This is a genomic window from Nocardia sp. NPDC005978 (assembly GCF_040614455.1).
Lineage (GTDB): Bacteria > Actinomycetota > Actinomycetes > Mycobacteriales > Mycobacteriaceae > Nocardia.
Genome location: NZ_JBEXUS010000049.1, coordinates 1 through 21,992 on the forward strand (window position 1 = coordinate 1; position 21,992 = coordinate 21,992).

23 protein-coding genes and 2 tRNA genes are annotated in these 21,992 nt (G+C 69.1%); 13 read left to right on the plus strand and 12 right to left on the minus strand.

Features of this window, described 5'->3' with window-relative positions:
- Positions 1-87: 87 nt before the first annotated feature.
- The 4 genes from ABZ319_RS22205 to nth all read right to left on the minus strand — a co-directional run bounded on the left by ABZ319_RS22205 (position 88) and on the right by nth (position 3,676).
- On the minus strand, positions 88-1,281 hold the full coding sequence (locus tag ABZ319_RS22205) for a MarP family serine protease (protein ID WP_354988365.1): 1,194 nt from the start codon (positions 1,279-1,281) through the stop codon (positions 88-90).
- Positions 1,278-2,006 (minus strand): CoA pyrophosphatase, encoded by a 729-nt coding sequence (locus ABZ319_RS22210; RefSeq protein ID WP_354988366.1) that lies wholly within the window; start codon positions 2,004-2,006, stop codon positions 1,278-1,280. The genes ABZ319_RS22205 and ABZ319_RS22210 overlap by 4 nt, the downstream gene beginning before the upstream one ends.
- A gap of 171 nt (positions 2,007-2,177) precedes the next feature.
- Entirely contained in the window at positions 2,178-2,756 is a 579-nt protein-coding gene (locus ABZ319_RS22215) for a TlpA disulfide reductase family protein (RefSeq protein ID WP_354988367.1), read from the minus strand.
- 59 nt (positions 2,757-2,815) lie between these two features.
- Positions 2,816-3,676, minus strand: coding sequence for an endonuclease III (gene nth / locus ABZ319_RS22220; RefSeq protein ID WP_354988368.1), 861 nt, complete (start codon positions 3,674-3,676; stop codon positions 2,816-2,818).
- Between the two features lie 91 nt (positions 3,677-3,767).
- Between nth and ABZ319_RS22225 the strand changes: the two genes are divergently transcribed.
- On the plus strand, positions 3,768-4,010 hold the full coding sequence (locus tag ABZ319_RS22225; protein WP_354988369.1) for a hypothetical protein: 243 nt from the start codon (positions 3,768-3,770) through the stop codon (positions 4,008-4,010).
- 292 nt (positions 4,011-4,302) lie between these two features.
- Positions 4,303-4,977 carry a Crp/Fnr family transcriptional regulator gene (locus ABZ319_RS22230; RefSeq protein WP_019044571.1) on the plus strand — a complete coding sequence of 225 codons (675 nt, stop codon included), beginning with the start codon at positions 4,303-4,305 and terminating at the stop codon, positions 4,975-4,977.
- A 192-nt stretch (positions 4,978-5,169) separates the two neighbouring features.
- Here the strand turns inward: ABZ319_RS22230 and ABZ319_RS22235 are convergent, their stop codons facing one another.
- The 3 genes from ABZ319_RS22235 to ABZ319_RS22245 form a co-directional block, all read right to left on the minus strand.
- Positions 5,170-5,979 carry an MBL fold metallo-hydrolase gene (locus ABZ319_RS22235; protein WP_354988370.1) on the minus strand — a complete coding sequence of 270 codons (810 nt, stop codon included), beginning with the start codon at positions 5,977-5,979 and terminating at the stop codon, positions 5,170-5,172.
- Positions 5,980-6,098: 119 nt separating this feature from the next.
- Complete coding sequence (locus tag ABZ319_RS22240; RefSeq protein ID WP_354988371.1) at positions 6,099-6,569, minus strand: RidA family protein; 471 nt, start codon at positions 6,567-6,569, stop codon at positions 6,099-6,101.
- Complete coding sequence (locus ABZ319_RS22245; protein ID WP_354988372.1) at positions 6,566-6,730, minus strand: hypothetical protein; 165 nt, start codon at positions 6,728-6,730, stop codon at positions 6,566-6,568. Before ABZ319_RS22245 ends, ABZ319_RS22240 begins: the two co-directional genes overlap by 4 nt.
- A 170-nt stretch (positions 6,731-6,900) precedes the next feature.
- Here ABZ319_RS22245 and ABZ319_RS22250 point away from each other — a divergent pair, with 170 nt between their 5' ends.
- Both ABZ319_RS22250 and ABZ319_RS22255 read left to right on the plus strand, forming a co-directional pair.
- A complete protein-coding gene (locus tag ABZ319_RS22250) occupies positions 6,901-7,920 on the plus strand; it encodes an ArsA-related P-loop ATPase (RefSeq protein WP_354988373.1) in 1,020 nt (339 codons plus the stop codon).
- Positions 7,921-7,922: 2 nt separating this feature from the next.
- Positions 7,923-9,092, plus strand: a complete 1,170-nt coding sequence (locus ABZ319_RS22255; protein WP_354988374.1) for an ArsA family ATPase — start codon at positions 7,923-7,925, stop codon at positions 9,090-9,092.
- A gap of 140 nt (positions 9,093-9,232) precedes the next feature.
- Here the strand turns inward: ABZ319_RS22255 and ABZ319_RS22260 are convergent, their stop codons facing one another.
- Positions 9,233-9,556, minus strand: coding sequence for a WhiB family transcriptional regulator (locus ABZ319_RS22260; protein WP_354988375.1), 324 nt, complete (start codon positions 9,554-9,556; stop codon positions 9,233-9,235).
- A gap of 300 nt (positions 9,557-9,856) precedes the next feature.
- Between ABZ319_RS22260 and ABZ319_RS22265 the strand changes: the two genes are divergently transcribed.
- Positions 9,857-12,223, plus strand: a complete 2,367-nt coding sequence (locus ABZ319_RS22265) for a penicillin-binding protein (RefSeq protein ID WP_354988376.1) — start codon at positions 9,857-9,859, stop codon at positions 12,221-12,223.
- A gap of 116 nt (positions 12,224-12,339) precedes the next feature.
- Here the strand turns inward: ABZ319_RS22265 and ABZ319_RS22270 are convergent, their stop codons facing one another.
- A complete protein-coding gene (locus tag ABZ319_RS22270; protein WP_354988377.1) occupies positions 12,340-12,804 on the minus strand; it encodes a GatB/YqeY domain-containing protein in 465 nt (154 codons plus the stop codon).
- Between the two features lie 69 nt (positions 12,805-12,873).
- Here ABZ319_RS22270 and ABZ319_RS22275 point away from each other — a divergent pair, with 69 nt between their 5' ends.
- The 5 genes from ABZ319_RS22275 to ABZ319_RS22295 all read left to right on the plus strand — a co-directional run bounded on the left by ABZ319_RS22275 (position 12,874) and on the right by ABZ319_RS22295 (position 17,456).
- Complete coding sequence (locus ABZ319_RS22275) at positions 12,874-13,836, plus strand: metallophosphoesterase (RefSeq protein WP_354988378.1); 963 nt, start codon at positions 12,874-12,876, stop codon at positions 13,834-13,836.
- Between the two features lie 52 nt (positions 13,837-13,888).
- A complete protein-coding gene (locus ABZ319_RS22280) occupies positions 13,889-14,998 on the plus strand; it encodes a hypothetical protein (RefSeq protein ID WP_354988379.1) in 1,110 nt (369 codons plus the stop codon).
- 479 nt (positions 14,999-15,477) lie between these two features.
- Positions 15,478-16,224: a hypothetical protein gene (locus ABZ319_RS22285; protein WP_354988380.1), complete on the plus strand. Its 747-nt coding sequence runs from the start codon at positions 15,478-15,480 to the stop codon at positions 16,222-16,224.
- A gap of 64 nt (positions 16,225-16,288) precedes the next feature.
- Positions 16,289-16,362, plus strand: a tRNA-Pro gene (locus tag ABZ319_RS22290).
- Positions 16,363-16,535: 173 nt separating this feature from the next.
- The gene (locus ABZ319_RS22295; RefSeq protein ID WP_354988381.1) at positions 16,536-17,456 is read left to right on the plus strand and encodes an NAD(P)-dependent oxidoreductase; all 921 of its coding nucleotides are present in this window, start codon (positions 16,536-16,538) and stop codon (positions 17,454-17,456) included.
- Between the two features lie 67 nt (positions 17,457-17,523).
- On the opposite strand, the gene ABZ319_RS22300 is transcribed toward ABZ319_RS22295, so the two are convergent.
- On the minus strand, positions 17,524-18,105 hold the full coding sequence (locus ABZ319_RS22300; protein ID WP_354988382.1) for a hypothetical protein: 582 nt from the start codon (positions 18,103-18,105) through the stop codon (positions 17,524-17,526).
- A gap of 217 nt (positions 18,106-18,322) precedes the next feature.
- On the opposite strand from ABZ319_RS22300, the gene ABZ319_RS22305 reads away from it, so the two are divergent.
- Positions 18,323-18,997, plus strand: a complete 675-nt coding sequence (locus ABZ319_RS22305) for a DUF5919 domain-containing protein (protein ID WP_354988383.1) — start codon at positions 18,323-18,325, stop codon at positions 18,995-18,997.
- Positions 18,994-19,806, plus strand: a complete 813-nt coding sequence (locus ABZ319_RS22310) for an inositol monophosphatase family protein (protein WP_354988384.1) — start codon at positions 18,994-18,996, stop codon at positions 19,804-19,806. Before ABZ319_RS22305 ends, ABZ319_RS22310 begins: the two co-directional genes overlap by 4 nt.
- A 208-nt stretch (positions 19,807-20,014) precedes the next feature.
- On the opposite strand, the gene ABZ319_RS22315 is transcribed toward ABZ319_RS22310, so the two are convergent.
- Positions 20,015-20,875, minus strand: a complete 861-nt coding sequence (locus tag ABZ319_RS22315; RefSeq protein ID WP_354988385.1) for a helix-turn-helix transcriptional regulator — start codon at positions 20,873-20,875, stop codon at positions 20,015-20,017.
- 240 nt (positions 20,876-21,115) lie between these two features.
- On the opposite strand from ABZ319_RS22315, the gene ABZ319_RS22320 reads away from it, so the two are divergent.
- Positions 21,116-21,727: a YbhB/YbcL family Raf kinase inhibitor-like protein gene (locus tag ABZ319_RS22320; RefSeq protein ID WP_354988386.1), complete on the plus strand. Its 612-nt coding sequence runs from the start codon at positions 21,116-21,118 to the stop codon at positions 21,725-21,727.
- A gap of 49 nt (positions 21,728-21,776) precedes the next feature.
- On the opposite strand, the gene ABZ319_RS22325 is transcribed toward ABZ319_RS22320, so the two are convergent.
- Positions 21,777-21,846 (minus strand) — tRNA-Val (locus tag ABZ319_RS22325).
- Positions 21,847-21,992: the final 146 nt, after the last annotated feature.

A 21,992-nucleotide genomic window follows, 5' to 3' on the forward strand; every position in this document is an offset into this window, starting at 1 on the left:
GAGGGTGGAGGGCGCCAGGCCGTAGCCGACCAGCACCACCGTCGACCCCGGGGCCAGATCCCCGGCCTCGCGTTCGCGCGTAGTCGATCAGCTCAGCACGCAGCTGCCCGTTCCGACCGAAGCATTCGCTCCCGGAGCGGCATTCACCTCCGGGCGCACCTCCTCGAGGGTCAGCACGTAGCCGGTGTCGTCGTCGGTGACGGCCGCGCCGAAGACCACACCGAGGATGTTGCCGTCGGTATCCACCAGCGGCCCACCGGAATTGCCCGCCCGGACCTGCCCGCGCACGGTGTAGACCTCGCGCTCGACATTGTTGTCGCGATAGATGTTGGGGCCCTTGAGTTCCAGCGTCTCACGCACGCGGGCCGCGCTGGCCGTGTAGCGGCCGCCGCCCGGGTAGCCGAGCACGATCGCACTCTCCCCGGAGTTGGCGGGCGCGGGAGCCAGCGGAATCACCGGCGAGTCCAGGCCCGGTACCGCCAGAATCGCGATGTCCTTGGACGGATCGAACAGCACCACCGTGGCATCGAGCGCGCCGCGCGCGGTATCCACGCTCACGCTGGTGGTTCCGGCGACCACGTGCGCGTTGGTCATGATGCGCTCGGGCGCGACCACGAAGCCCGAACCTTCCAGCTGCCGTTGGCAACTCGGCGCGATGCCGCGGATCCGCAGCACACTGCCCTGCAGCGACTGGGCCACCGGCAACTGCAGGATGCCCGCGTCGGGCGGCTCGACCGCGGTGATGGGCACCCGGCCGAACGGCCCGATCACATCCGGCAGCCCGGAAGTATTGAGCAGATTGGAGAACTCGTTCGGGACCTTGCGCAGCCAGTCCGGCGCGACATGATCCACGTTGATGAGCACCCGGGAGTTCTTGACCGCGGCCGCGATTCCCGGCTGCGAGGAGTTCGCCAGCGGCAGCGCCAGCAACCAGGCGGTGGCCATGACCGCCGCCATCTGCAGGCCCGCGCCCACCACGCTGTCCACGCTGCGGGTGAACGGATCGCGCATGCCACTGCGGGCCGCCCGGCCCAGCACCATGCCCGCCACCTCGCCGACGATCACCAGCGCCACGATGAGCAGCACGCCGACCAGCACCCGCGAGCGGCCCTCGCTCAGGTGCACGAGAATGTGCGGGGCGATGAGGATGCCCGCCACCGCGCCCAGCACCACGCCCAGGAAGGCCAGCGCCGAAGCGACGGCGCCCTGCCGCCACCCGGAGGTGGCCGCCAGCAGCGCCAGAATCACGATCCCAATGTCGAGCCAGGCCGAGGCCGTCATAACGTCATCCCTACCGCGGCCAGCGAGGCCTGCAGATCACGCACATCGTGATGGTCCCATTCGTGTTCCCAGCCGGACACCGCGAGCAGTCCGGCGAGCACGCCCGCGGTGAAACCCCACACCAGCATGCCGTCCACCGTGAAGGCCGGACCCATGTAACCCAGCGGATGTCGCACCACGAAACGGTTGGCGGGATCGATGAGGTCCGCGATCGGCACGCGCACCACGCGCGAAGCCTCGGTTTCGCTCACCACACCCACCTCGCCGGGGGTTCGCCAATACGCGACCACCGGCGTCACATCGAACCGCGAAGGCGGCACGAAGATCTTGGGCAGAATAGACAGCGGCTGCACGCTCGCCGGATCCAGCCCCGTCTCTTCCTCCGCTTCGCGCAGCGCCGTGCTGATCGGGCCGTCGTCCTGCGGCTCGACGCCGCCGCCGGGAAAGGCCACCTGACCGCTGTGCTGGCGCAGGGTCGCCGCGCGCTGGGTCAGCAGCACGTCCGCGTCGGCGGGAAGTCCGCCCAGCGCTTCGGGATCCGGGTCCGGCGAACCGCCGAACAGCACCAGGACCGAGGCTTCGCGGGGAGAGGTCACCGCGGCGGCGAAGCGGCGCATGGTGCTGCGGCGCAGGACCGGATTGACGCCGGTCGGATCGGCCGGTTCGTGCTCGGCCACCCCGCGCAACCACTCCGGAACAGGGCCCGCAGGCGCCTCTGGTCTCATGCCCACACTCCCGAACCCACGTTTGCACCGGAGTAACCGGCGAACACCAAGCAGCACAAAGTACTACGTCTACATCCTGCAGCGGGCGCACTCACACGGTGACCGTTCGGCCGGAACAGGCCCGTACGCGGGGGCGCTCGGCGCGGGAGAACCCGGCTGCCGCACAGCCACTCACGCCCGCACGCCCAATTCGGCCGCGACGGTGTCGGCGATGTCGTCCACACTCTTGAACGGGCGCACCACGAGTTTGGCGACGGAACCGTCGGCGCGCACGAGCACCGAGATGGGCAGTACCGCGGGTGCGCCGATCGCCTTGCGCACCTCGATCTTCGGATCCTGCACGCCGGGCAGATGATTATCGAGACCGATCAGCCGGGACAGCGCTTTGCCCGCCCCGGGATCACTGTGCACGGTGAGCACCGTGACCGCGCCGGCCGCCCGATCCGAGAACTGTTGCAGCAGCGGCAGTTCCTCCGCGCACGGTCCGCACCAGTAGGCCCACAGGTTGAGCAGCGCCGGTTTTCCGGCCAAAGCGGTGGTCAGCGGCATCGGCTTGCCATCCGCCAGGCATTCCAGGGTCAGGCCCGCCAGCGGAGAGCCCGCGTCGGCCGGTGCACCGGAGGGCACGGGGCAGGGCGCGAGTTTCGCGAAGGCTCGTTCCTCGTCGGTCACGCTCTTGCCCGCCGGAGCCGGGCCGCCGCCACCGGCCGGGCTCTCGGCCGCGCCGCCGCAGCCGGAAACGGCCAGCACCGCGCACACCGCCGCCACCGCCCACCCCCCGCGAACGCCGTTCCGGGAGAACACAGCTCTCACAGGCCCACCAGTTCGAGCAGATGTTCGGTCTCGGGACCCTTGACCAGCGCGGCGGCCGTGGCGGGATCGGTCGGGCCGGTCCCGTACGACGGACAGTCCTTGGCCAGCACGCAGGCGCCGCACGCGGGCTTGCGGGCGTGGCACACACGGCGGCCGTGGAAGATCACCCGGTGCGAGAGCATCGTCCAGTCCCTGCGCTCGATGAGCGCGCCGACGATGTGCTCGACCTTCACCGGATCCTCTTCCGCGGTCCAGCCCCAGCGCCGCACCAACCGGCCGAAGTGGGTGTCGACGGTGATGCCGGGCACGCCGAAGGCATTGCCGAGGATGACGTTGGCCGTCTTGCGGCCGATGCCGGGCAGCTCCACGAGCTGCGCCAGCGTGTGCGGGAGTTCGCCGTCGTAGCGCTCGACCAGCGCCTGGCCCAGGCCGATCAACGAGGAGGTCTTGTTCCGGTAGAAACCGGTGGGCCGGATGAACTCCTCGAGCTCGGTCCGGTTCGCCTCGGCGTAGTCGCGGGCGCTGCGATACTTGGCGAAAAGCGCGGGTGTGGTCAGATTCACGCGCACATCGGTGCATTGGGCCGACAGGATCGTGGCCACCGCGAGCTCCAGCGGAGTGGTGAAGTCCAGCTCACAGTGGGCGTCCGGGAAAGCCAGGGCCAGTGTCCGGTTCATCCGGCGAGCCCGGCGGACGAGTCCGGTGTGCGTTTCCTTCGCGCGGGACTTCGCCTTGCCGCCGGCGGGTGTGAGCGCACCGCGCGCCGTTTTCGCCGGAACCGCCGCGTCGCTGGTAGGGACGGCGGACGGGCCGGAATCGGCCCCGGGAGCGGCCGCGCTGGATGGTGAGACACGCACGCGTCCACCTTACGGAACCACCCGGACGCATCAACCGGGCTGCGCACTCCCCGTGTTCCATCTGAGACCTTCGGCGTGTTTACTCACCCCTATGCAAGGACTCGCCGTGGTGCTGTTTCCGATAGCGCTCATGCTGTTCGCGTTGGTGATGGAACGGGTCGAGAACCGGCTTCGCAAGCTCCTCGAGCCCGATCCCGAGGTCCAGCAGTACCTGGACCGAGCCACGAATGCCGAGGTCAACGACCTCACCAAACTGGGTCTGCCGGCAGCGGCCGCGCGCCCGCGCCGGGCTCGCCCGGCAGCCAAGGGCCTCGACGTGGCCCAGGCCAGCTGAGCCGATTTCCGTCGATTTTCCCGGTGCTCCCCCGCCCGGCCCGCGGGGTGTCCGGTGCGATCCGACAGCACGTATTCTGATCTTCCTCACACCGCGCCGACGGCGTGTCGCTAGATTGAACCTCGCGTGTCGGAAAACCGTCTTTGCGTGTCCGGTAAACGGGCGCCGCGTGTCGGAGAATGGGCGCGCTGCGTGGTGTCTATCACTACCCGGACATATTGCAAAGTAGACTGCACTGTCGGCCGACTCGCTTCGGTCGAGGACAGAGCCATTTCCCATAAGGAGCACATTCGTGGACGAGGCCCTCGCCAGAGCAGGCATCTTCCAAGGCGTCGAGCCCACCGCGGTGGCGGCTCTCGCCAAACAACTTCAGCCAGTGGACTTCCCGCGCGGTCACGTGATCTTCAACGAGGGCGAGCCCGGTGACCGGCTCTACATCATCACCTCCGGCAAGGTGAAGATCGGCCGTCGGTCCCCCGACGGTCGTGAGAACCTGCTGACCATCATGGGCCCGTCGGACATGTTCGGTGAGCTGTCGATCTTCGATCCGGGCCCGCGCACCTCGACGGCCACCACCGTCACCGAGGTCCGCGCGGTCACCATGGACCGGGACGCGCTCAAGGCGTGGATCGACCAGCGCCCGGAGATCGCCGAGCAGCTGCTGCGGGTCCTCGCCCGCCGTCTGCGCCGCACCAACAACAACCTGGCCGACCTCATCTTCACCGATGTGCCCGGTCGTGTTGCCAAGGCGCTGCTGCAGCTCGCCCAGCGGTTCGGCACCCAGGAAGCGGGCGCGCTGCGCGTGACCCACGACCTGACCCAGGAAGAGATCGCCCAGCTGGTCGGCGCCTCGCGCGAAACCGTGAACAAGGCCCTGGCCGACTTCGCGCATCGCGGCTGGCTGCGGCTCGAGGGCAAGAGCGTGCTGATCTCCGACTCGGAGCGCCTGGCCCGCCGCGCGCGGTAGCTACAACTCGCACAACGTCTCTGGACCGGTCGCCATCAGAGCTGGCGGCCGGTCCAGACATGTTTGCACGCCGGTTGCGACCGCGGCGATCGATCCGCCTCGACCCCCGAGGTGGGCAGCCGGGCCGAAACGCACGGCCCGGATCAGGTGACGGCCGATCCGGTTTCGGCGGCATACCGCCGCGTGGGTGGATCAGCCGTGGGCGCGGATGTAGGCGAGTTGAGCTTTCACCGAGCTGCGGGCCGCGGGCCACAGCCGCTTGTCCACGTCCGCGTAGACCTTGGCGACGATGCGCAGCGATCCGGCGTCCGGGCCGAGTTCGGCGAGCGCGGCCCGCACCTGGTTCAGGCGCTCCTCGCGATGCTTCATGTAGTAGTCGATGACCGGCAGCGCGTCCGCGTGGTCCGGGCCGTGCGCGGGCAGCAGCACGCGGCCGGGGGCGGCCTCGGCCAGGCGGCGCAGGGACTCCAGGTAATCGGCCAGGGCGTCGTCGCGGGATTCGAGCACGGTCGTGCCCGAACCGAGGACGGTGTCGCCGGTGATCAGGGCCGCGTCGGCGTCGTCCGGGCCGTCGACGAGGAAGCTCAGCGAGTCCTCGGTATGGCCGGGGGTGGCCAGCACGGTGATGCGCAGGCCGGCGGCCTCGATCACCTCGCCGTCGGACAGGTTCGTGCCCGCGCCGCGCAGGAACTTGGAAGCCTTGGCGCGCACCGGACTTCCGGTGGCCTCGACCAGGTGATCGATGCCGCCGGTGTGATCGGCGTGCTCGTGCGTGATGAGGATCAGCGCGACGTCGCCGCCGGTCGCGCGCACGATCGCGGCGGTGTGCTCGCGGTCCTTGGGCCCCGGGTCCACCACCACCCAGCCGGTGTGGCCGGGTGCGCGCAGGAGCCAGGTATTGGTGCCCTGCAACGTCATTCCGCTGGGATTGTCGGCCAGCACGACGGCGGCGGACGGGGTCACTTGCCGCAGTTGCTCATACGCGGGGTGAGTGAGGGTCATACCTTGGTCCTAACGCGGGCGAGGCTGCGTGTCCATGCTTTGTCTCACTGCGCTTCTATTGTGCGCCAATTAGATTGGCGGGTGGCGCACGCCACGCGTGACGTGCGCCGGGTGAAACGTCAGCGAACCTCGGCGATCAGTTCGACTTCCACCGGGGTGTTCTTGGGGAGCTCGGAGACGCCGACGGCCGAGCGCGCGTGCACGCCCGCGGGGCCGAAGACCGCGCCGAGGAAGTCCGAGGAGCCGTTGATGACGACCGGCTGATCGGTGTAACCCGGTGCGGAGTTCACGAATCCGACGACCTTGACGATCCGCACCACGTTGTCGAGGCCGACCAGCGCGTGCACCGCGGCCAGGGCGTTGAGGGCGCACAGCCGCGCGGCCTCGGCGGCCTGCTCGGTGCTCACCTCGGCGCCGACCTTGCCGGTGATCGAGAGCTGCCCGTCCACGAACGGCAGCTGACCCGAGGTGTAGACCAGGTTGCCGGTGCGGATGGCCGGAATGTACGAGGCCACCGGCGCGGCCACCGCGGGGATGGCGAACCCGAGCTTGTCGAGGTTCGCCGCCCACTCGGTCGCGGGGGCGCTCACTTCTTGGGGCGCTTCAGGTAGGCGACGTGCTGCTCACCGGTCGGCCCGGGCAGGACGGAGACGAGCTCCCAGCCGTCGGAGCCCCACTGGTCCAGGATCGCCTTGGTGGCATGCGTCAACAGCGGCACGGTCGCGTATTCCCAAGCGGTCAACTCACTCATGAGGTGAGGTTAGCCCCGGCCGGGCCGGTCGGATTCCCCGGGACCTCCGGACTGCGCTGCGCCATCGGGAAATCCGATTTTCAGAAGTGGTGTATCAGACAGTTGGCGTCACCTATGGGCAGGAACGAGGAACGGGTTATAGGCTCGCGAGCGTGGGAGTACCGATAGCAGTGCCCGTTTCGGTTGAGCCGGGGGTCGAAGCAGGTTGGCCGGAGCGGGCGGACAAGGCCCGCCTGCACTACGTGTCCGGAAAGGGGGGAACCGGGAAGTCCACCGTCGCGGCCGCATTGGCGCTGGCACTCGCGGCGGGGGGCCGCCGCGTGCTGCTGGTCGAGGTCGAGGGCAGACAGTCCATCGCCCAGCTCTTCGACCTGCCGCCCTTGCCGCCCACCGAGACTCGCATCGCGGCCGCCGACGGCGGCGGCGAGGTACTCGCCCTGGCACTGGACGTGGAACACGCCTTCCTGGAATACCTGGACATGTTCTACAACCTGGGCTTCGCCGGCCGGGCCATGCGCCGGGTGGGCGCGATCGAGTTCGTCACCACGATCGCACCGGGCCTGCGCGACGTCATCCTGACCGGCAAGATCAAGGAGTGCGCCGTCCGCGCCGACAAGGCGGGTAAACCGGTGTATGACGAAATAGTCATCGACGCCCCGCCCACGGGCCGTATCGCGAGCTTCCTGGACGTCACCCAGGCCATGGCGGAGATCGCCGGCGGCGGGCCGATCCAGACCCAGGCGGACGGGGTCTCCAAGCTCCTGCACTCGCCCCAGACCATGATCCACCTGGTGACCCTGCTCGAGGCGCTGCCGGTGCAGGAGACCGCCGACGCGGTCGCCGAGCTCACCGCCAACGACCTCAACATCGGCACCGTCATCGTGAACCGCGCCAGCGAGGGACTGCTCCCGCGCGAGCTGCGCGCCAAGGCCGCCGAGGGCCAGCTCGACACCGACGCACTGCGCGCCGGGCTCACCGAGGCCGGAATCACGCTGTCCGAGGACGATTTCCAGGGCCTGGTCGAGGAGACCGTCGAGCACTCCGCGCGACTGCAGGCGCAGGACGAGAACGCCGCCGATCTCGCGCGGGTCGATGTTTCCCGGTTGTACCTGCCGTCGCTGGCCGACGGCATCGACCTGGGCGGGCTCTACGAGCTGGCCGAGCACTTGAGCGCACAGGGAGTCCGCTGACCATGATCGTTCCGGCTGCCACCGTCCCCCTGGACATCAACAAGGTCATCGCCGACCCGAACGCGCGCATCGTGGTGTGCTGCGGCTCCGGCGGCGTCGGCAAGACCACCACCGCCGCGGCCATCGCGCTGCGGGCCGCCGAGGCGGGTCGCAAGGTCGTGGTGCTGACCATCGACCCGGCGCGCCGGCTGGCGCAGTCGCTCGGGGTCAGCGACCTGGGCAACACGCCGCAGCAGGTCGAGCTGGCCGAGGGCGCGAAGGGCCAGCTGTTCGCCATGATGCTGAACATGCGCCGCACCTTCGACGAGATGGTGCTCGAGCACACCAGCCCGGACAAGGCGGAGCAGATCTTCGCCAATCCGATCTATCAGACCGTCGCGTCCTCCTTCGGTGGCACCCAGGAGTACATGGCGATGGAGAAGCTGGGACAGCTGGCGAGCAAGAAGGAGTGGGACCTGATCGTGGTCGACACTCCCCCGTCCCGCAACGCCCTGGACTTCCTGGACGCGCCCAAGCGCCTGGGTAACTTCCTCAACGGCAAGATGATCCGGGTCATCATGGCCCCGGGCCGCGGGGTCGGGAAGCTGGTCGCCGGCGCGATGAGCCTGGCGCTGCGCGGCGTTTCGACCATCGTCGGCGGGCAACTGCTCAAGGACGCCTCGGTGTTCCTGCAGTCGCTGGAGTCCATGTTCGGCGGGTTCCAGGATCGCGCGGACCGCACCTACGCGATGCTGTCGCGCCCGGGCACGCACTTCATCGTGGTCGCGGCGGCCGAGCCGGACGCGCTGCGCGAGGCCTCGTTCTTCGTGGACCGGCTCTCCACCGACAAGATGCCGCTGGCCGGGCTGGTGCTGAACCGCACCCACCCGGTGCTCAGCTCGCTCTCGGCGGAGCAGGCACAGGTCGCCGCCGATCGGCTGGCTCCGGCGGGGGCGGCCGAGGAGGACGCCGAGTCGCCCGCCGCGCTGGCCGCCGCCGTCCTGCGCATCCACGCGCAGCGGGCGCTGACCGCCAAGCGCGAACAGCATCTGCTGCAACGGTTCACCGGCGCGCACCCGCGGGTGCCGATCGCGGCGGTGACCTCGCTCCCGTTCGAGGTCGCCGACGTCGAGGCGCTGCGCGCCGTCGCCGATCAACTGGCCGCCGCGGGTACCGCGACACGCCCGGCGTGACGGGCGTCGTGAAAAAGCGTCAACCGGTCTGGCAAACCGGGGGCTGAGTGCCCGAAGAGGCGTTTTTGCCCGTTCTTGTCCCGGAAACGGACCGAGCCCGCAATCGCGGGCTCGGTCCGTTCTGCTTTGGGGAATACGAGTTACATGGCGACTTTCTGCGTCCTCTGGACCCGGAAGAAGTCGGACCAGGAGGTCACCTCCGGGTGCTGCTTGAGCAGCGCCCGGCGCTGGCGTTCGGTCATGCCGCCCCACACGCCGAACTCGACTCGGTTGTCGAGGGCATCGGCGCCGCACTCCATCAGGACCGGGCAGTGCCGGCAGATGGTGGCCGCTTTGCGCTGCGCTGCACCGCGCACGAAGAGCTGGTCGGGATCCACTTCCTTGCATCGGGCCTGGGCAACCCAGGCAATACGTGCTTCGGCCTGCTCCACGTCCAGTCGAGCGATCGGGGTAGTCATATGCATTTGGTGTGCCCCTTTGCAGTCCGAACACCGGGTCACGGCGCTCCAGAATCGCGTGTGCAGCGCGCAGATACCCAACCCCACTGCGAACTGCACCACATTCCACTTTGAGTGTTAGCTCTATCACACTGGGTTCTCAATCTAGGTAATGAGGCGTGGCAAGCGCAAGACCGTCCCGAGATTTTCTGGTACGCCCGTCCACGCATTCGTCACCAAAAACCGGTCAGTCGGCACCTTTACGGCGAATGGACACCCGCCCCGGGCGGACGCCGGGCGACGGAAAGGGCAATTAGGCTAGGGCTCGTGCCGATCACACGAACGCTCGCGAGACTGGCCGGCAGCTGCACGCTGGCAGCCGTCCTCCTCGCCGGGTTGCTGTTCCCCCTCGCCGGCGGTTTCGGGTATATCTCCAACCGAGCCGCCGACGCCGTAGACAATGTCTCCGCCGAACTGGTGGAAGGCACGGTCCCGGCGGTGTCGACGATGGTCGATGTGAACGGCACGCCGTTCGCGTGGCTGTACGAGCAGCGCCGATTCGAGGTGCCCAGCGACCAGATCTCCAATGACATGAAGCTCGCGCTGGTCTCGGTGGAGGACAAGCGCTTCGCCGACCACGGCGGTGTGGACTGGCAGGGCACCTTCCGGGCCTTCCTGACCAACACCTCCGGCGGCGAGGTCCAGCAGGGCGGTTCCACCATCGACCAGCAGTACGTGAAGAACTACCTGCTGCTCGTGGTGGCCAAGACCGACGCCGAGCGCCGCGCCGCCATCGAGACCACCCCCGCCCGCAAGATCCGCGAAATCCGCATGGCGATGACGCTGGAGAAGGAGCTCACCAAGGACGAGATCCTCACCAGGTATCTGAACCTGGTGCCGTTCGGCAACTCCTCCTACGGGATCCAGGACGCCGCGCAGACCTACTTCGGCATCGATGCCAAGAACCTCGACATCGTGCAGTCGGCGATGCTCGCGGGCATGGTGCAGTCCAGCTCCAAACTGAACCCGTACACCAACCCCAAGGGCGTGCTCGAGCGCCGGAACACCGTGCTGGACACCCTGATCCAGAACGTCCCGAATCAGGCCGAGAAGTTCCGTGCGGCCAAGTCCGAGCCGCTGGGCGTGCTGCCCGAGCCCAAGGGCCTGCCGCGCGGCTGCATCGCGGCGCAGGATCGCGGGTTCTTCTGCGATTACGCGCTGCAGTACCTGGCCAACGCCGGCATCACCCGGGATCAGATCGACAAGGGCGGCTACCTGATCCGCACCACGCTGGACCCCGACGTCCAGAACTCGGCCAAGGCCGCGGTGGTGCAGAACGCCGATCCGAACCTCGGCGACATCGCCCAGGTCATGAACATCGTGAGCCCCGGCCAGGATTCGCATCCGCTGCTCGCCATGGTCTCCAGCCGCACCTACGGCCTGGACGGCAACGCCAATCAGACCGTGCAGCCGCAGCCGTATTCGCTGGTCGGCGACGGTGCGGGCTCGATCTTCAAGCTCTTCACCACGGCCGCGGCCATGGAGAAGGGCCTGGGCATCAACGCCCAGCTGGACGTGCCCGGCCGCTTCGAGGCCCAGGGCATGGGCAACGGCGGCGCGAAGGGCTGTCCGGCCGCGACCTACTGCGTCGAGAACGCGGGCAAGTACAAGTCGCCGATGTCGGTGACCGAGGCGCTCGCGACCTCCCCGAACACCGCGTTCGTCAAGCTGATTCGCGATGTGGGCGTGGCCCCGACCGTCGATATGGCGGTGCGCCTGGGCATGCGGTCCTACACCCAGCCCGGCACCTCGGGCCACGGCAACCAGAGCCTGGCGGACATGATCAAGGACCAGAACCTGGGCTCGTTCACCCTGGGTCCGGTCGCGATCAATCCGCTGGAGCTGTCGAACGTGGCGGCGACCATCGCCTCCGGCGGCAAGTGGTGCCCGCCCACCCCGATCCGCGAGGTGGTGGATCGCAGCGGCAAGAACGTTCCGCTCACCCAGCAGGCGTGCGAGCAGGTCGTGGAGCCGGGTCTGGCCAACACCCTGGCCAACGCCATGAGCAAGGACGACATCAGCGGCACGGCGGCGGGCGCGGCCCGGGCCGTGAACTGGAACGCGCCGCTCTCGGCCAAGACGGGTACCACCGAGAGCCACCGGTCCTCGGCGTTCCTGGCGTTCACCAACTCGCTGGCCGGTTCGGCCTATATCTACGGCGACAGCCCGACCCCGGGCGAGATCTGCTCGTTCCCGCTGCGGAACTGCGGCAGCGGCGACCTGTTCGGCGGTAACGAGCCGGCTCGATCGTGGCTGGCCGCGGTCCGGGACGTGCTCGGGAAGTTCCCGCCGCCGGGGCTGCCGCCGCTGGACGACAAGTACGTGCGCGGCTCGAACAACGCGCAGATTCCGGACGTCATCGGCCTGCAGCAGGGCGAGGCGAACGCGAAGCTGATCGCGGCGGGCTTCCAGGTGTCGGTGGCCTCGGCGCCCGGCGCGGGTAAGGGCACCGTGGTGAGCATGTCGCCGGACGGGTCGGCGATCCCGGGTTCGGTGATCACCATCTACGTCAGCGACGGCACCATGCGGCCGGCGCCGCAACCGGATCAGCCGGCGCCCTCGGTGCCCGGGTTGCCCGGAATAACCATTCCCCGGTTGCCGCCGATCCCGATTCCGATCCCGATTCCGCGCTGACCGGAGACCGCGCCCGGCACACCGGCGCGGACACCGGTTCCCGAGATGACACGAGGCCCCTCGCCACTGGCGAGGGGCCTCGGTCGTTCGCGGCCTTCAGGCGCGGGTGTTCGAGCTCACAGCCGGTCTTTCACGGCCTTGGAGACGCGGGTGCCGTCGGCGCGGCCCGCGGCCAGCGCGGTGGCGATCTTCATGACCTGGCCCATCTGGCGCATGCCCGGGCGCTCGCCGTTCTCCTCGGCAACCTGCGCGATGGCGGTGTCGGCGATGTCGGCGACCTCGGCCTCGGTGAGCTGGGTCGGCAGGTACTCGTCGATGACGGCCTCTTCGGCGCGCTCGTTGGCGGCGAGTTCACCACGCCCGGCCTGCTCGTAGACGACGGCGGCTTCGTTGCGCTTCTTGGCCTCCTTGGCCAGCACCGCGAGCACCTCGGTATCGGAGAGTTCCCGCGCCTGCGAACCCGCGACCTCGGCGGTCTGGATGGCGGCCAGCAGCATGCGCACTGTGTTCAGGCGCAGCGCGTCCTTGGCCTTCATCGCGGTGGTGAGATCGGCCCGCAGCTTGGATTTGAGTTCCGACATGGCCGCCACGGTACCGCTGAACACCCGCGACGCTGTACGCATTTTCTGCGGGTCGCCTATTCTGGGCGAATGCCCGTCATCTCGACCGCCACCCTCCGCCGTACCGCCCTGGGCGCCGCGGGGACCGCCGTCGCCGGAATCGGTTACGCGACGCTCATCGAGCGCAACGCTTTCACCCTGCGCGAAGCGACGCTGCCGGTGCTGGAGCCGGGCAAGCCGTCGCTGCGGGTGCTGCACATCTCCGACCTGCACATGATGCCCGGCCAGAAGTTGAAACAGGCCTGGCTGCGCGAACTGGACCGGCTGGAACCGGACCTGGTGGTGAACACCGGCGACAATCTCTCGCACATGAAGTCGGTGCCCGCGGTGGTGCAGGCGCTGGGCGGGCTGCTGGGCCGGCCGGGATTGTTCGTGTTCGGGTCCAACGACTATTTCGCGCCGGTGCCCAAGAACCCGCTGAAGTACTTCAAGAAGGACCACAAGCGGGTCATGGGTGATCCGCTGCCCTGGCAGGACATGCGGGCGGCGTTCACCGAGCGGGGCTGGCTGGATCTGACGCACGTGCGCCGCGACATCGAGGTGTCCGGGGTGCGGATCTCGACGGCGGGCGTGGACGATCCGCATTTGCGGCGTGATCGCTACGACACGGTGGCCGGGGCGCCGAATCCGCTTGCGGACTTGAGCATCGGGCTCACCCACTCCCCCGAGCCGCGCGTGCTGGATCGCTTCGCGGCCGACGGGTACGACCTGGTCATGGCCGGGCACACGCACGGCGGCCAGCTGGTGCTGCCGGGCTTCGGCGCGCTGGTGACCAATTGCGGGATCGACCGGGCGCGGGTCAAGGGGCCGTCGAAGTGGGGCGCCCATATGCGCCTGCACGTCTCGGCCGGGCTCGGCACCTCGCCGTGGGCGCCGTACCGCTTCTGCTGCCGTCCGGAGGCGACCCTGGTGACCCTGGTCGGCGCTCCGCCCAAGAAGCCGGTCTCGGAATCGGGCCGCGGGCGTACCGCGCCGGAGGCTGTCGCGCGATAGGCGTTTACAGCGATATACAACGCGGTATGTAGTCGAGGACGGGGACAAAACCGTGACCAGTGGTAATGACCGCAATGATGATCCGGCCGCCGGCGGGCCGGATCCGAACTGGTGGCAGGGTACGCCCGCGGCGGATTCGCCGTGGCAGCAGAATCCGCCGTCGGGGAGCAATCCCGGTGCGCAGCAGGCTGATCCGACCTGGGTGGCGCAGCCGACCACGCCGTTCCCGGGTGGGCAGCAGTACGGGCCGGGGCCCGATCCGTATCAGCAGCAGCCGTATTCGGGGCAGCAGCCGTATCAGTCCGCGCCGGCGCAACCGGCCTACGGGGCGGGGTACGGGCAGCAGCCCGCGTACGGGCAGCCGGGGTACGGGCAGCAGCCGCCGCAGCAGCCGTACGGCGCGCCTCCCGGTGGCGGCGGCGGCAACAAGGGCTGGTTGTTCGCGGGCATCGGCGTGCTGGTGGTGGCGATCATCGGCGCGGTGGTGACCGTGGTGCTGGTGAACGGGAGCTCGGACGAGCCGTCGGCGCAGTCGAAGACGACGCCCTCGCTGATCAGCGCGCTCACCACCGAGAATTCGCCGTCGGCCAAGCCGACCGCGCCCAAGTCCAGCACCACCAAGGCGGGTGCGCCGACAGCGGTGATCCCCGGCTACCAGGTGGTGTCGATTCCGGATAACGGTGCGGCGTACGACATTCCGAAGAGCTGGGCGGTCGATCGGTCGGCGCAGTCCACGATCGGCGAGGGCGCCGATCAGATTCCGATCGCGGGGCTGGCGCAGGACGGCGTCGACTACTGCCCGGATTACGTGCGCACCAACATCTTTCTGAGTCAGTCGGTGGAAACCGATCCGGGCAAGGCCGCGGCGGACATCGGCACGAAGCTGAGCCGGATCGGCTGGCCGACCACCACGGGCGCGACTCCAGGTGCGGCCGAGGCGTTTTCCTCGTCCGGCGGTGAGCTGTCCGGGATCTACCAGGAGTTCAAGGGCAGCGCGCCGGTGCAGACCGCGGGCTGCGCTTCCACGTTCACCGTCTACACCTTCGCCTTCCCGGGTGAGGAGGGCGCGTTCGTGTTCACCATCGCGGCCGACACCGGGGTGGCGGGCTCGGTGGATACGGCGACGGCGAAGAAACTGCTCGCCTCGATCCGCCCGATCTAGCGGGCGGGGCCGGGCGGGGATCGTCCGGAAGGGGGTCCGTGATGACCGGTGACGAACGAGACCGGAGTGATCCGGATCGGACCGACGTGCAGGCGGATTGGTGGCAGGGGCCGCCGGCGCCGGGTTCGCGGTGGGAGTCGCCGCACACGGTGCCGCCCGCGCGCGGTGTGGAACCGCCACCACCGCCGCCGGGTCCGCCCGGGCCGGGTCCGGGGCCTGCGCGCCGGGCCGAGCCGACCACGCAGCAGCCGTTCGTGCCGCCGCCGGATACCGGGCCGCCGCGGACGTATACGGCGGGGCGGCCGAGTCCCGGTGTGGCGGGGCCGCCCAATTCCATCGCGGCGGGGAAGCCCGATCCCGTCACCCCGGGTCGGCCCAATCCTGTTCGTACGGGGCCGCATTCGCACGCGGGGCCGCCTCCGGGGTACACCACCGGCGCGCGCGTCGGCACGGGACCGTATGCCACCGGGCCGAATTCGGTGCCGCCGTATCGGAATCCGCAGCCGCCCTACGGGTCCGGGCGGACCCCCGGCACCGCGCACGTGTGGCTCTTCGCCGGGCTCGGGGCGCTCGTGGTGGCGCTGGTCGCGGTGACCGCCGTCGTGGTCGTCACTCGCGATTCGGGCGGGCAGCAGGGGCTGGGCACGACGACCACGAGCACCTCGGCCGGCACCACGACGGCGACGAGCACCACGCCCGCCCCGGTCATCGCCGGGTACCAGACGGTGGTGCCGAACGATCTGCGGGCGGCCTGGGATGTGCCGAAGGACTGGACCGTGGACACGAGCCACTCGAGTATGAATTCGGCCACCGATTCGGTGCCGGTCGCCGGGCTGGCCTACGAGGGGGTCGGCTACTGCACCGACAACGTCCGCACCCAGATGTTCCTGACCCAGACGAAGATCGCGGACACCGCCGCGGCGGCCGCCGACATCGCCACCCGGATGGCCCGGATCGGCTGGACGACAAACACTTCCATCGTTCCCGGCACGGCCGAGCCGTTCGATTCGTCCTCGCACGCGCTGCACGGGGTCTACCTCGAGACGACCGGGACGTTCACCGCCGCCGACGCGAGCTGCGCCAAGACCTTCGCCGTGCACACTTTCGCGGTCTCCGGCGGCAGCGCCGGCGCCCTGGTCCTGGCGATCGGCGCCGACACCGGCGTGGACCGCTCGGTAACCCGCGACTTCGCCCGCCGCCTACTCGCCACCCTCCGCCTGTTTTAGCCCCCTGAACACCCGATTTACCATCAACCCCACCCATCGGTTAAGCTACTGCAGGTTCGCCTCACGGGGTGTGGCGCAGCTTGGTAGCGCGCTTCGTTCGGGACGAAGAGGTCGCAGGTTCAAATCCTGTCACCCCGACGTGTTGGTTGAGACACAAGAAAGGCCCTGACCATTGGTCAGGGCCTTTCTGCTTGTCCGGGGACTCCACCGGCGCGATCACGAGACCCGGATCACAGGCGCGGGCCGTCACGTTCCGGCCTGCCCGGACGTCTAGTTTCCGTCATCGACACGGCGATCCGAGGATGTGCGGCATGAGAGTTCTGCTGGCGGGAGCTACCGGTGCGATCGGGCGGCCGTTGACCCGGGCGCTGGTGGCGGGTGGGCACGAAGTGCTGGCGCTGGCGCGCAGTGAGCAGACCGCCGGTGCCGCAGCGGTTCTGGGTGCGCGAGCGGTGCGGGCCGACGCCATGGACCGGGACGGGTTGTTGCGAGCCCTGGCCGGGGTGCGGGCGGACGCGGTCATCCACGAGCTCACCGCGCTCACCAAGCCCAAGCGCATCCTGGACGCGAACGATCCGAGCACCCTGCTGCGCACGGTCGGCACCGCGAACCTGCTGGCGGCAGCCGAAGTCGTTGGCGCGCAACGGTTTCTGACCCAGTCGATGGCGCTGGGCTACGGTTACACCGATCACGGCGACCGCATCCTGACCGAGCAGGACGAGTTCGCGATCGCGCACGGCAACGCCGCGGACCCCGTCATCGAAGGGCTGCGCTCCACCGAACACCAGACCTTCACCGCTCCCCACGCGGCCGGGATTGCCCTGCGCTACGGCCTCTTCTACGGTCCCGGCACCTGGTTCGACCCGGCCCCCGGCAGTCGCCCCACCCTGGTCCCCTGGCGCGGCGGCGGCACTGTCTCCTGGATCCACGTGCACGACGCCGCGGCGGCCACCGTCGCCGCCCTCGAGCACGGCTCCCCCGGCCACGCCTACAACGTCGTCGACGACACCCCCGCCACCTGGCTGGAGGTGGCGGCCGCGGCCCGCCCCGCCGCCCACCCGGTCCGGATCCCCGCTCCCTGGCTCCGCCGGATGGTCCCCTACTTCGGCCCCCTGATGCTCGACACGACCCTCCGCGCCGACAACACGAAGTCCCGGATCGCCCTGGCCTGGACCCCCACCTACCCGAGCTACCGCGAGGGCATGGCGGCCGGCGCGGCAGTAGAAGCGTGACGCTGAACAGACCCCGGCGGCGGCTGGGGTAGCCCGGCGCGTACTGCCATGTTCGCTTCGTCCGCGATCAAGGCCGCCGCCGAAAGCGTGGCTGGTCGGGGAGCAACGACGGGCGGCGAGAATGGGTTTCCTCCGGCGTGCAGGTTATGACGTCGAGCCGGTCCAGCAGCGCCAACGGAATCCGTGCCCCTGGGAAGTGGGCCGGGCCGGGAACGATCACCGCCTCGGCGGCGAGGCGTGTGGCCTGCGCTTTCACCCTGGACAGCGGTGGGCGGCCGGAGTTCGGGTCGTAGATCACCAGTGCCGCGAAGTCGTAGCCGAGGCGGGTCGCCAGCCTGCGGATGCAGGCCTCGTCCCAGAGTTGACCGATCCCGGAAACGTCCACGCGCAGATAACCCAGGGCTGTCGGCCGGAAGCGGGTTTCGCTCCTGCTCCATTGCCCGGCAGCAGCATCGGGAACACCGGTCGCCGCGTAGATACCCGAACCATCGCCGCCTTGGGCGGCGCCAAGCTCCAGCACGCCGGCCGGAAAGCTCACGAATCGTGAGAGTTGTTCGGGGACGGCCGTATCCGTCGGCAGCAATTCACGATCTGACACGGCCGACGCCGGCGATGCGCCCGTACCCGATTCGAGTCGCCGAGTCGTCATAACGTCTCCCTGTTCGACTTTCCTGGACACCAGCAGATTCGCCGACCGGAGGGGGACGCCATCACCCCCGCGTTCGCCCTCTCCGGACGTCTGGAGACGTCTAGAATCGTCCCTGGATGCCCCCTTTCGAAGGTGGTGGAGCATGGCGAACGAACGACTCCGCAGCGCGCTGCTTCGCAACGGCCACACCGCACAGTCGGTCGCGGAATCGCTGGGGGTGGACGCCAAGACGGTCGAACGCTGGATCACCCAGCAGCGTGTTCCGTATCCGAAGCATCGGTTTCGGCTGGCCGCTCTGCTGCGAGAGTCGGAAGAACATCTGTGGCCCGAATCCTCGCCACGACACCAATTCGCCGACGTCGAAGCAGTATTCGCGACGCGCGCCGAGTTCATCCAGGCCATGCCTCCGCGTGAGCTCTTCCAGAATGCGCAAACCATCGACATGGCGGGCCTGTCGCTCAATACGCTCTGCCAGCAGTATTCGGACCGGGATCTGGCCGAGCTGGTCGCGTCGGGCACCACGATTCGATGTTTGTTCCTCGAACCGCACGGACTGCACATCACTGCCCGAGAGCAGGAGGAGGGCCACGATCCCGGCGTCCTGTCGAGCTTGACCGAGATCAATATTCGGGGCCTGATCCGAGCGCGGAATAAGGTGCGCGAACGCGAGAGCGGCGAGATTCTGCTCCGCACCTACGACCAGCCCATCCGGTTCAATATCACCGTCATCGACCGTAGGACATGCATCACGCAGCCGTACCTGCCGAGCGCACGAGGCGTCGAGTCCCCGACCTTCGTCGCTCGACGAGGCGATCAGCCGGGTATTTTCGATACCTTCGCCCAGGTCTTCGAGTCCATGTGGGTGAGTGGGAAGGATGTCGTCGGCGAATGAGCGCGGAACCGGGCGAGTTGCTCGATATCGCCCGCAGGGCGGTGGCCCTCGGGGCCGGATTGTTGGCGGGTTCCACGCCGGAACAGATCGAGCAGAAGAGCGACCGGGACTTCGTCACGGCGGTCGATCGCCGGATCCAGAATGCACTGCGGGACTTTCTCGCCACGGCAACACCCGGCATCGAGTTCCTGGGCGAAGAAGTCGGCGGACCGGACGCGGACCCGGAGACTGCCGACGCCGTATGGATCTTGGATCCGATCGATGGAACGTCGAATTTCATTCATGGGCTGCCCCTTTCAGCCGTCTCGCTCGCCCTCGCCCAGCGTGGAACACCGACGATCGGAGTCGTATCCGCACCGTTCCTCGGGCTGGAGTACTACGCCACCGCGGGCGGCGGCGCGTATTGCAACGGTCTCCCCATTCGGGCGAGCACTACAACGGCATTGCGCGATGCCATTGTGTCTCTGGGCGATTACGCGACGGGCGCCGCAGCGACCGAGAAGAACGTGCGTCGGATCGCGCTGACGGCCGCGCTGGCCGCATCGGTCGAGCGCGTGCGCATGTTCGGGTCGGCGGCGCTGGACCTCGCGTGGGTTGCCGAGGGGCGGACGGACGCCTGTGTCATCAATTCGAACAAGCCCTGGGACACCGGCGCGGGAGTGCTCATCGCCCGCGAGGCGGGGGCCACGGTGACCGATTTCTGCGGTGTGGCCCATACTTTCGCCTCTGCCGACACCGTTGCAGCCACGAGCGGGGTGTCCAGGGAACTGTTGAAGCTCATCGCCGCAGCCGTTGAAGCGAGCGGGTGACGCGACCGACAGCGCCCCTGAAGCCATCGGCGATACCTCGGTAGGTCATCCGATGTGGCGCTCGATACGGGTTATTCGAGCAGCAGTGGCTTCCTCGGTCTTCATCCCGCGCCGTGTTCGGTGATGCAGCCTCCAGGTGAGCGCTTCTGCCAGTGGAGTGTCGGGGGCGTGGAGGCGGGCCACCGAATTCCGGTGCCGGAGGTAGAACTCAGACGGCGGCGGGGTGGAGGCGGGTTGTGCCGTGGCGGTGGGCGTGGGCGGTGAGGAGGGTTGCCAGGGCGTGGGCGGTGGCGGGGGTGGCGGGGGTCAGGACGTAGAGGCGGGTGTCGGACGTGCCGGGGATCAGGAGGGTGTCGTAGGTGACGGTCAGGGTGCCTTCGGTGGGGTGGTGGATGCGTTTCGTGCCGTGGGAGCGGTCCTGGACCGCGTGGTCGTTCCACCAGGTGGCGAAATCTCTACTGGTCGTGCGGAGTTCGTCGATTACCTCGTGTAGGCGCGGGTCGTCGGGGTGGCGGGCCTGGTGCAGGCGGAGGTTGCCGACCGTTTCGCGGGCCACGCGATCCCAGTCGAGTTGAGCGGTTCGGGTGGCGGGGTCCAGGAACAGGAGGTGGGCCGTGTTGACGCCGGGGGCGAAGGAATCGCCGAAAAGGGCCGCGGCGGCGGCATTTCGGGCCAGGACGTCGCAACGATAGTCCATGGCGTAGGCCGGGAGCAGGGGCATGCCGTCGAGGATCGCCTGGACGGACGGGCTCAGGGCGGCGGAGGCGGGGCGCGGGGGCGGCTGGGCGCCGCGGGCGATCAGGTGCAGGTGGGCTCGCTCCGCCTCGGACAGGCGCAGGGCCGCGGCCACCGCGTCCAGGACCGCCGCGCCGGGGGTGACCGCGCGGCCCTGTTCCAGGCGGATGTACCAGTCGATGCTCACCGCAGCCAGTTCGGCGACCTCCTGGCGGCGCAGGCCGGGGGTGCGGCGGCGGCCGGTGACGGGGAGGCCCGCGTCGGCGGGAGACAGTCGTTCGCGCATCGCCCGCAGGAACGCGCCGAGTTCGGCGCCCGAATCCACTCTCTCCACCACCCCATACTGGCCGATCGCCCGCGACCACCTCGGACCGGCCGCCGGACCGGATGGCCCGGCGCCGACGCCGCCGCACCGGGGACTGCCCGCCGCCGGCATCTCCTCCCCCGCACCCGCACAGTTCTGCCCCGCGAAGGTGGCATCCCCGATACCAGGATGCGCACAGCCTTCCTGGCTATCCCGGAATACGAGACGCTGATCCCAGCAAATGAAACACCGACATCCCGGAGGATCGCCGTGAAGAACATCGCACGAATCATGTCCGCGGCCGTGGTCGCCTCCGCCGCACTGGCGACGGCGGCCTGCGGATCCGACGCGGCTCCCGCCCCGGCTCCGGCCCCCGAAACCGGCGTCACGGTCCGCGAGGTCATCCCCTCCGGCGCCGCGCGCTTCACCGTCACGAGCCCGGACATCGGCGCGGACAACACCTTCGGCCCGGACAATTTCGCCGCCGCCTTCGGCTGCACCGCCGCGAACAAGGTCCCCACCATCCGCTGGTCCGGCGCGCCCGCAGCCGCGAAGAGCTTCGCGATCACCATGTTCGACGCCGACGCCCCGACCGGCAGCGGCTTCTGGCACTGGATGACCTGGGACATCGCCTCGGGCGCAGCGGAATTCAAGCCGGGTGACGCCGCGGTGCAGGGCACCAACGACGCCGGGGCGACCGGCTACCTGGGCCCGTGCCCGCCCGCGGGCGACAGGGCGCACACCTACCGAATCACGGTGCTGGCCTTGGATACCGCACAACTGGGCACCCCGGCCTCAACCTCGCCCGCGGCGGCCTCGTTCTCGATGAGCGGCCACATCATCGGCGCGGGGCAGTTGACTGCGACCGCGCAGCGCCCTTGAACGGCATCCGGAACACAGCCGAAGTAGCCTGTACGGCAAAGATTCTGAGCCATGGGGACGGGAATCGAACCCGCGCCTTCACACTGTCTGTGAGAGCTCTACCACTGAGCTACCCCATGCTCGCCTCACACTATCCGGCCTGCCTCGCAACGCGCGAGTGAATTAGACCGTTCCGGACGTGACAGGGCCCGAAACAAGCGACCCCGCAGACGATTCCGGCTGCGGGGTCGCTGTCGCGACGAGGCACTCGGCCCAGATGACAGGG

Coding starts and splice junctions, on each gene's coding strand:
- ABZ319_RS22205 (WP_354988365.1), bottom strand. CDS start 1,281: ATGACGGCCTCGGCCTGGCTCGACATTGGGATCGTGATTCTGGCGCTG.
- ABZ319_RS22210 (WP_354988366.1), bottom strand. CDS start 2,006: ATGAGACCAGAGGCGCCTGCGGGCCCTGTTCCGGAGTGGTTGCGCGGG.
- ABZ319_RS22225 (WP_354988369.1), top strand. CDS start 3,768: ATGCAAGGACTCGCCGTGGTGCTGTTTCCGATAGCGCTCATGCTGTTC.
- ABZ319_RS22235 (WP_354988370.1), bottom strand. CDS start 5,979: ATGACCCTCACTCACCCCGCGTATGAGCAACTGCGGCAAGTGACCCCG.
- ABZ319_RS22245 (WP_354988372.1), bottom strand. CDS start 6,730: ATGAGTGAGTTGACCGCTTGGGAATACGCGACCGTGCCGCTGTTGACG.
- ABZ319_RS22255 (WP_354988374.1), top strand. CDS start 7,923: ATGATCGTTCCGGCTGCCACCGTCCCCCTGGACATCAACAAGGTCATC.
- ABZ319_RS22260 (WP_354988375.1), bottom strand. CDS start 9,556: ATGCATATGACTACCCCGATCGCTCGACTGGACGTGGAGCAGGCCGAA.
- ABZ319_RS22270 (WP_354988377.1), bottom strand. CDS start 12,804: ATGTCGGAACTCAAATCCAAGCTGCGGGCCGATCTCACCACCGCGATG.
- ABZ319_RS22275 (WP_354988378.1), top strand. CDS start 12,874: ATGCCCGTCATCTCGACCGCCACCCTCCGCCGTACCGCCCTGGGCGCC.
- ABZ319_RS22295 (WP_354988381.1), top strand. CDS start 16,536: ATGAGAGTTCTGCTGGCGGGAGCTACCGGTGCGATCGGGCGGCCGTTG.
- ABZ319_RS22300 (WP_354988382.1), bottom strand. CDS start 18,105: ATGACGACTCGGCGACTCGAATCGGGTACGGGCGCATCGCCGGCGTCG.
- ABZ319_RS22310 (WP_354988384.1), top strand. CDS start 18,994: ATGAGCGCGGAACCGGGCGAGTTGCTCGATATCGCCCGCAGGGCGGTG.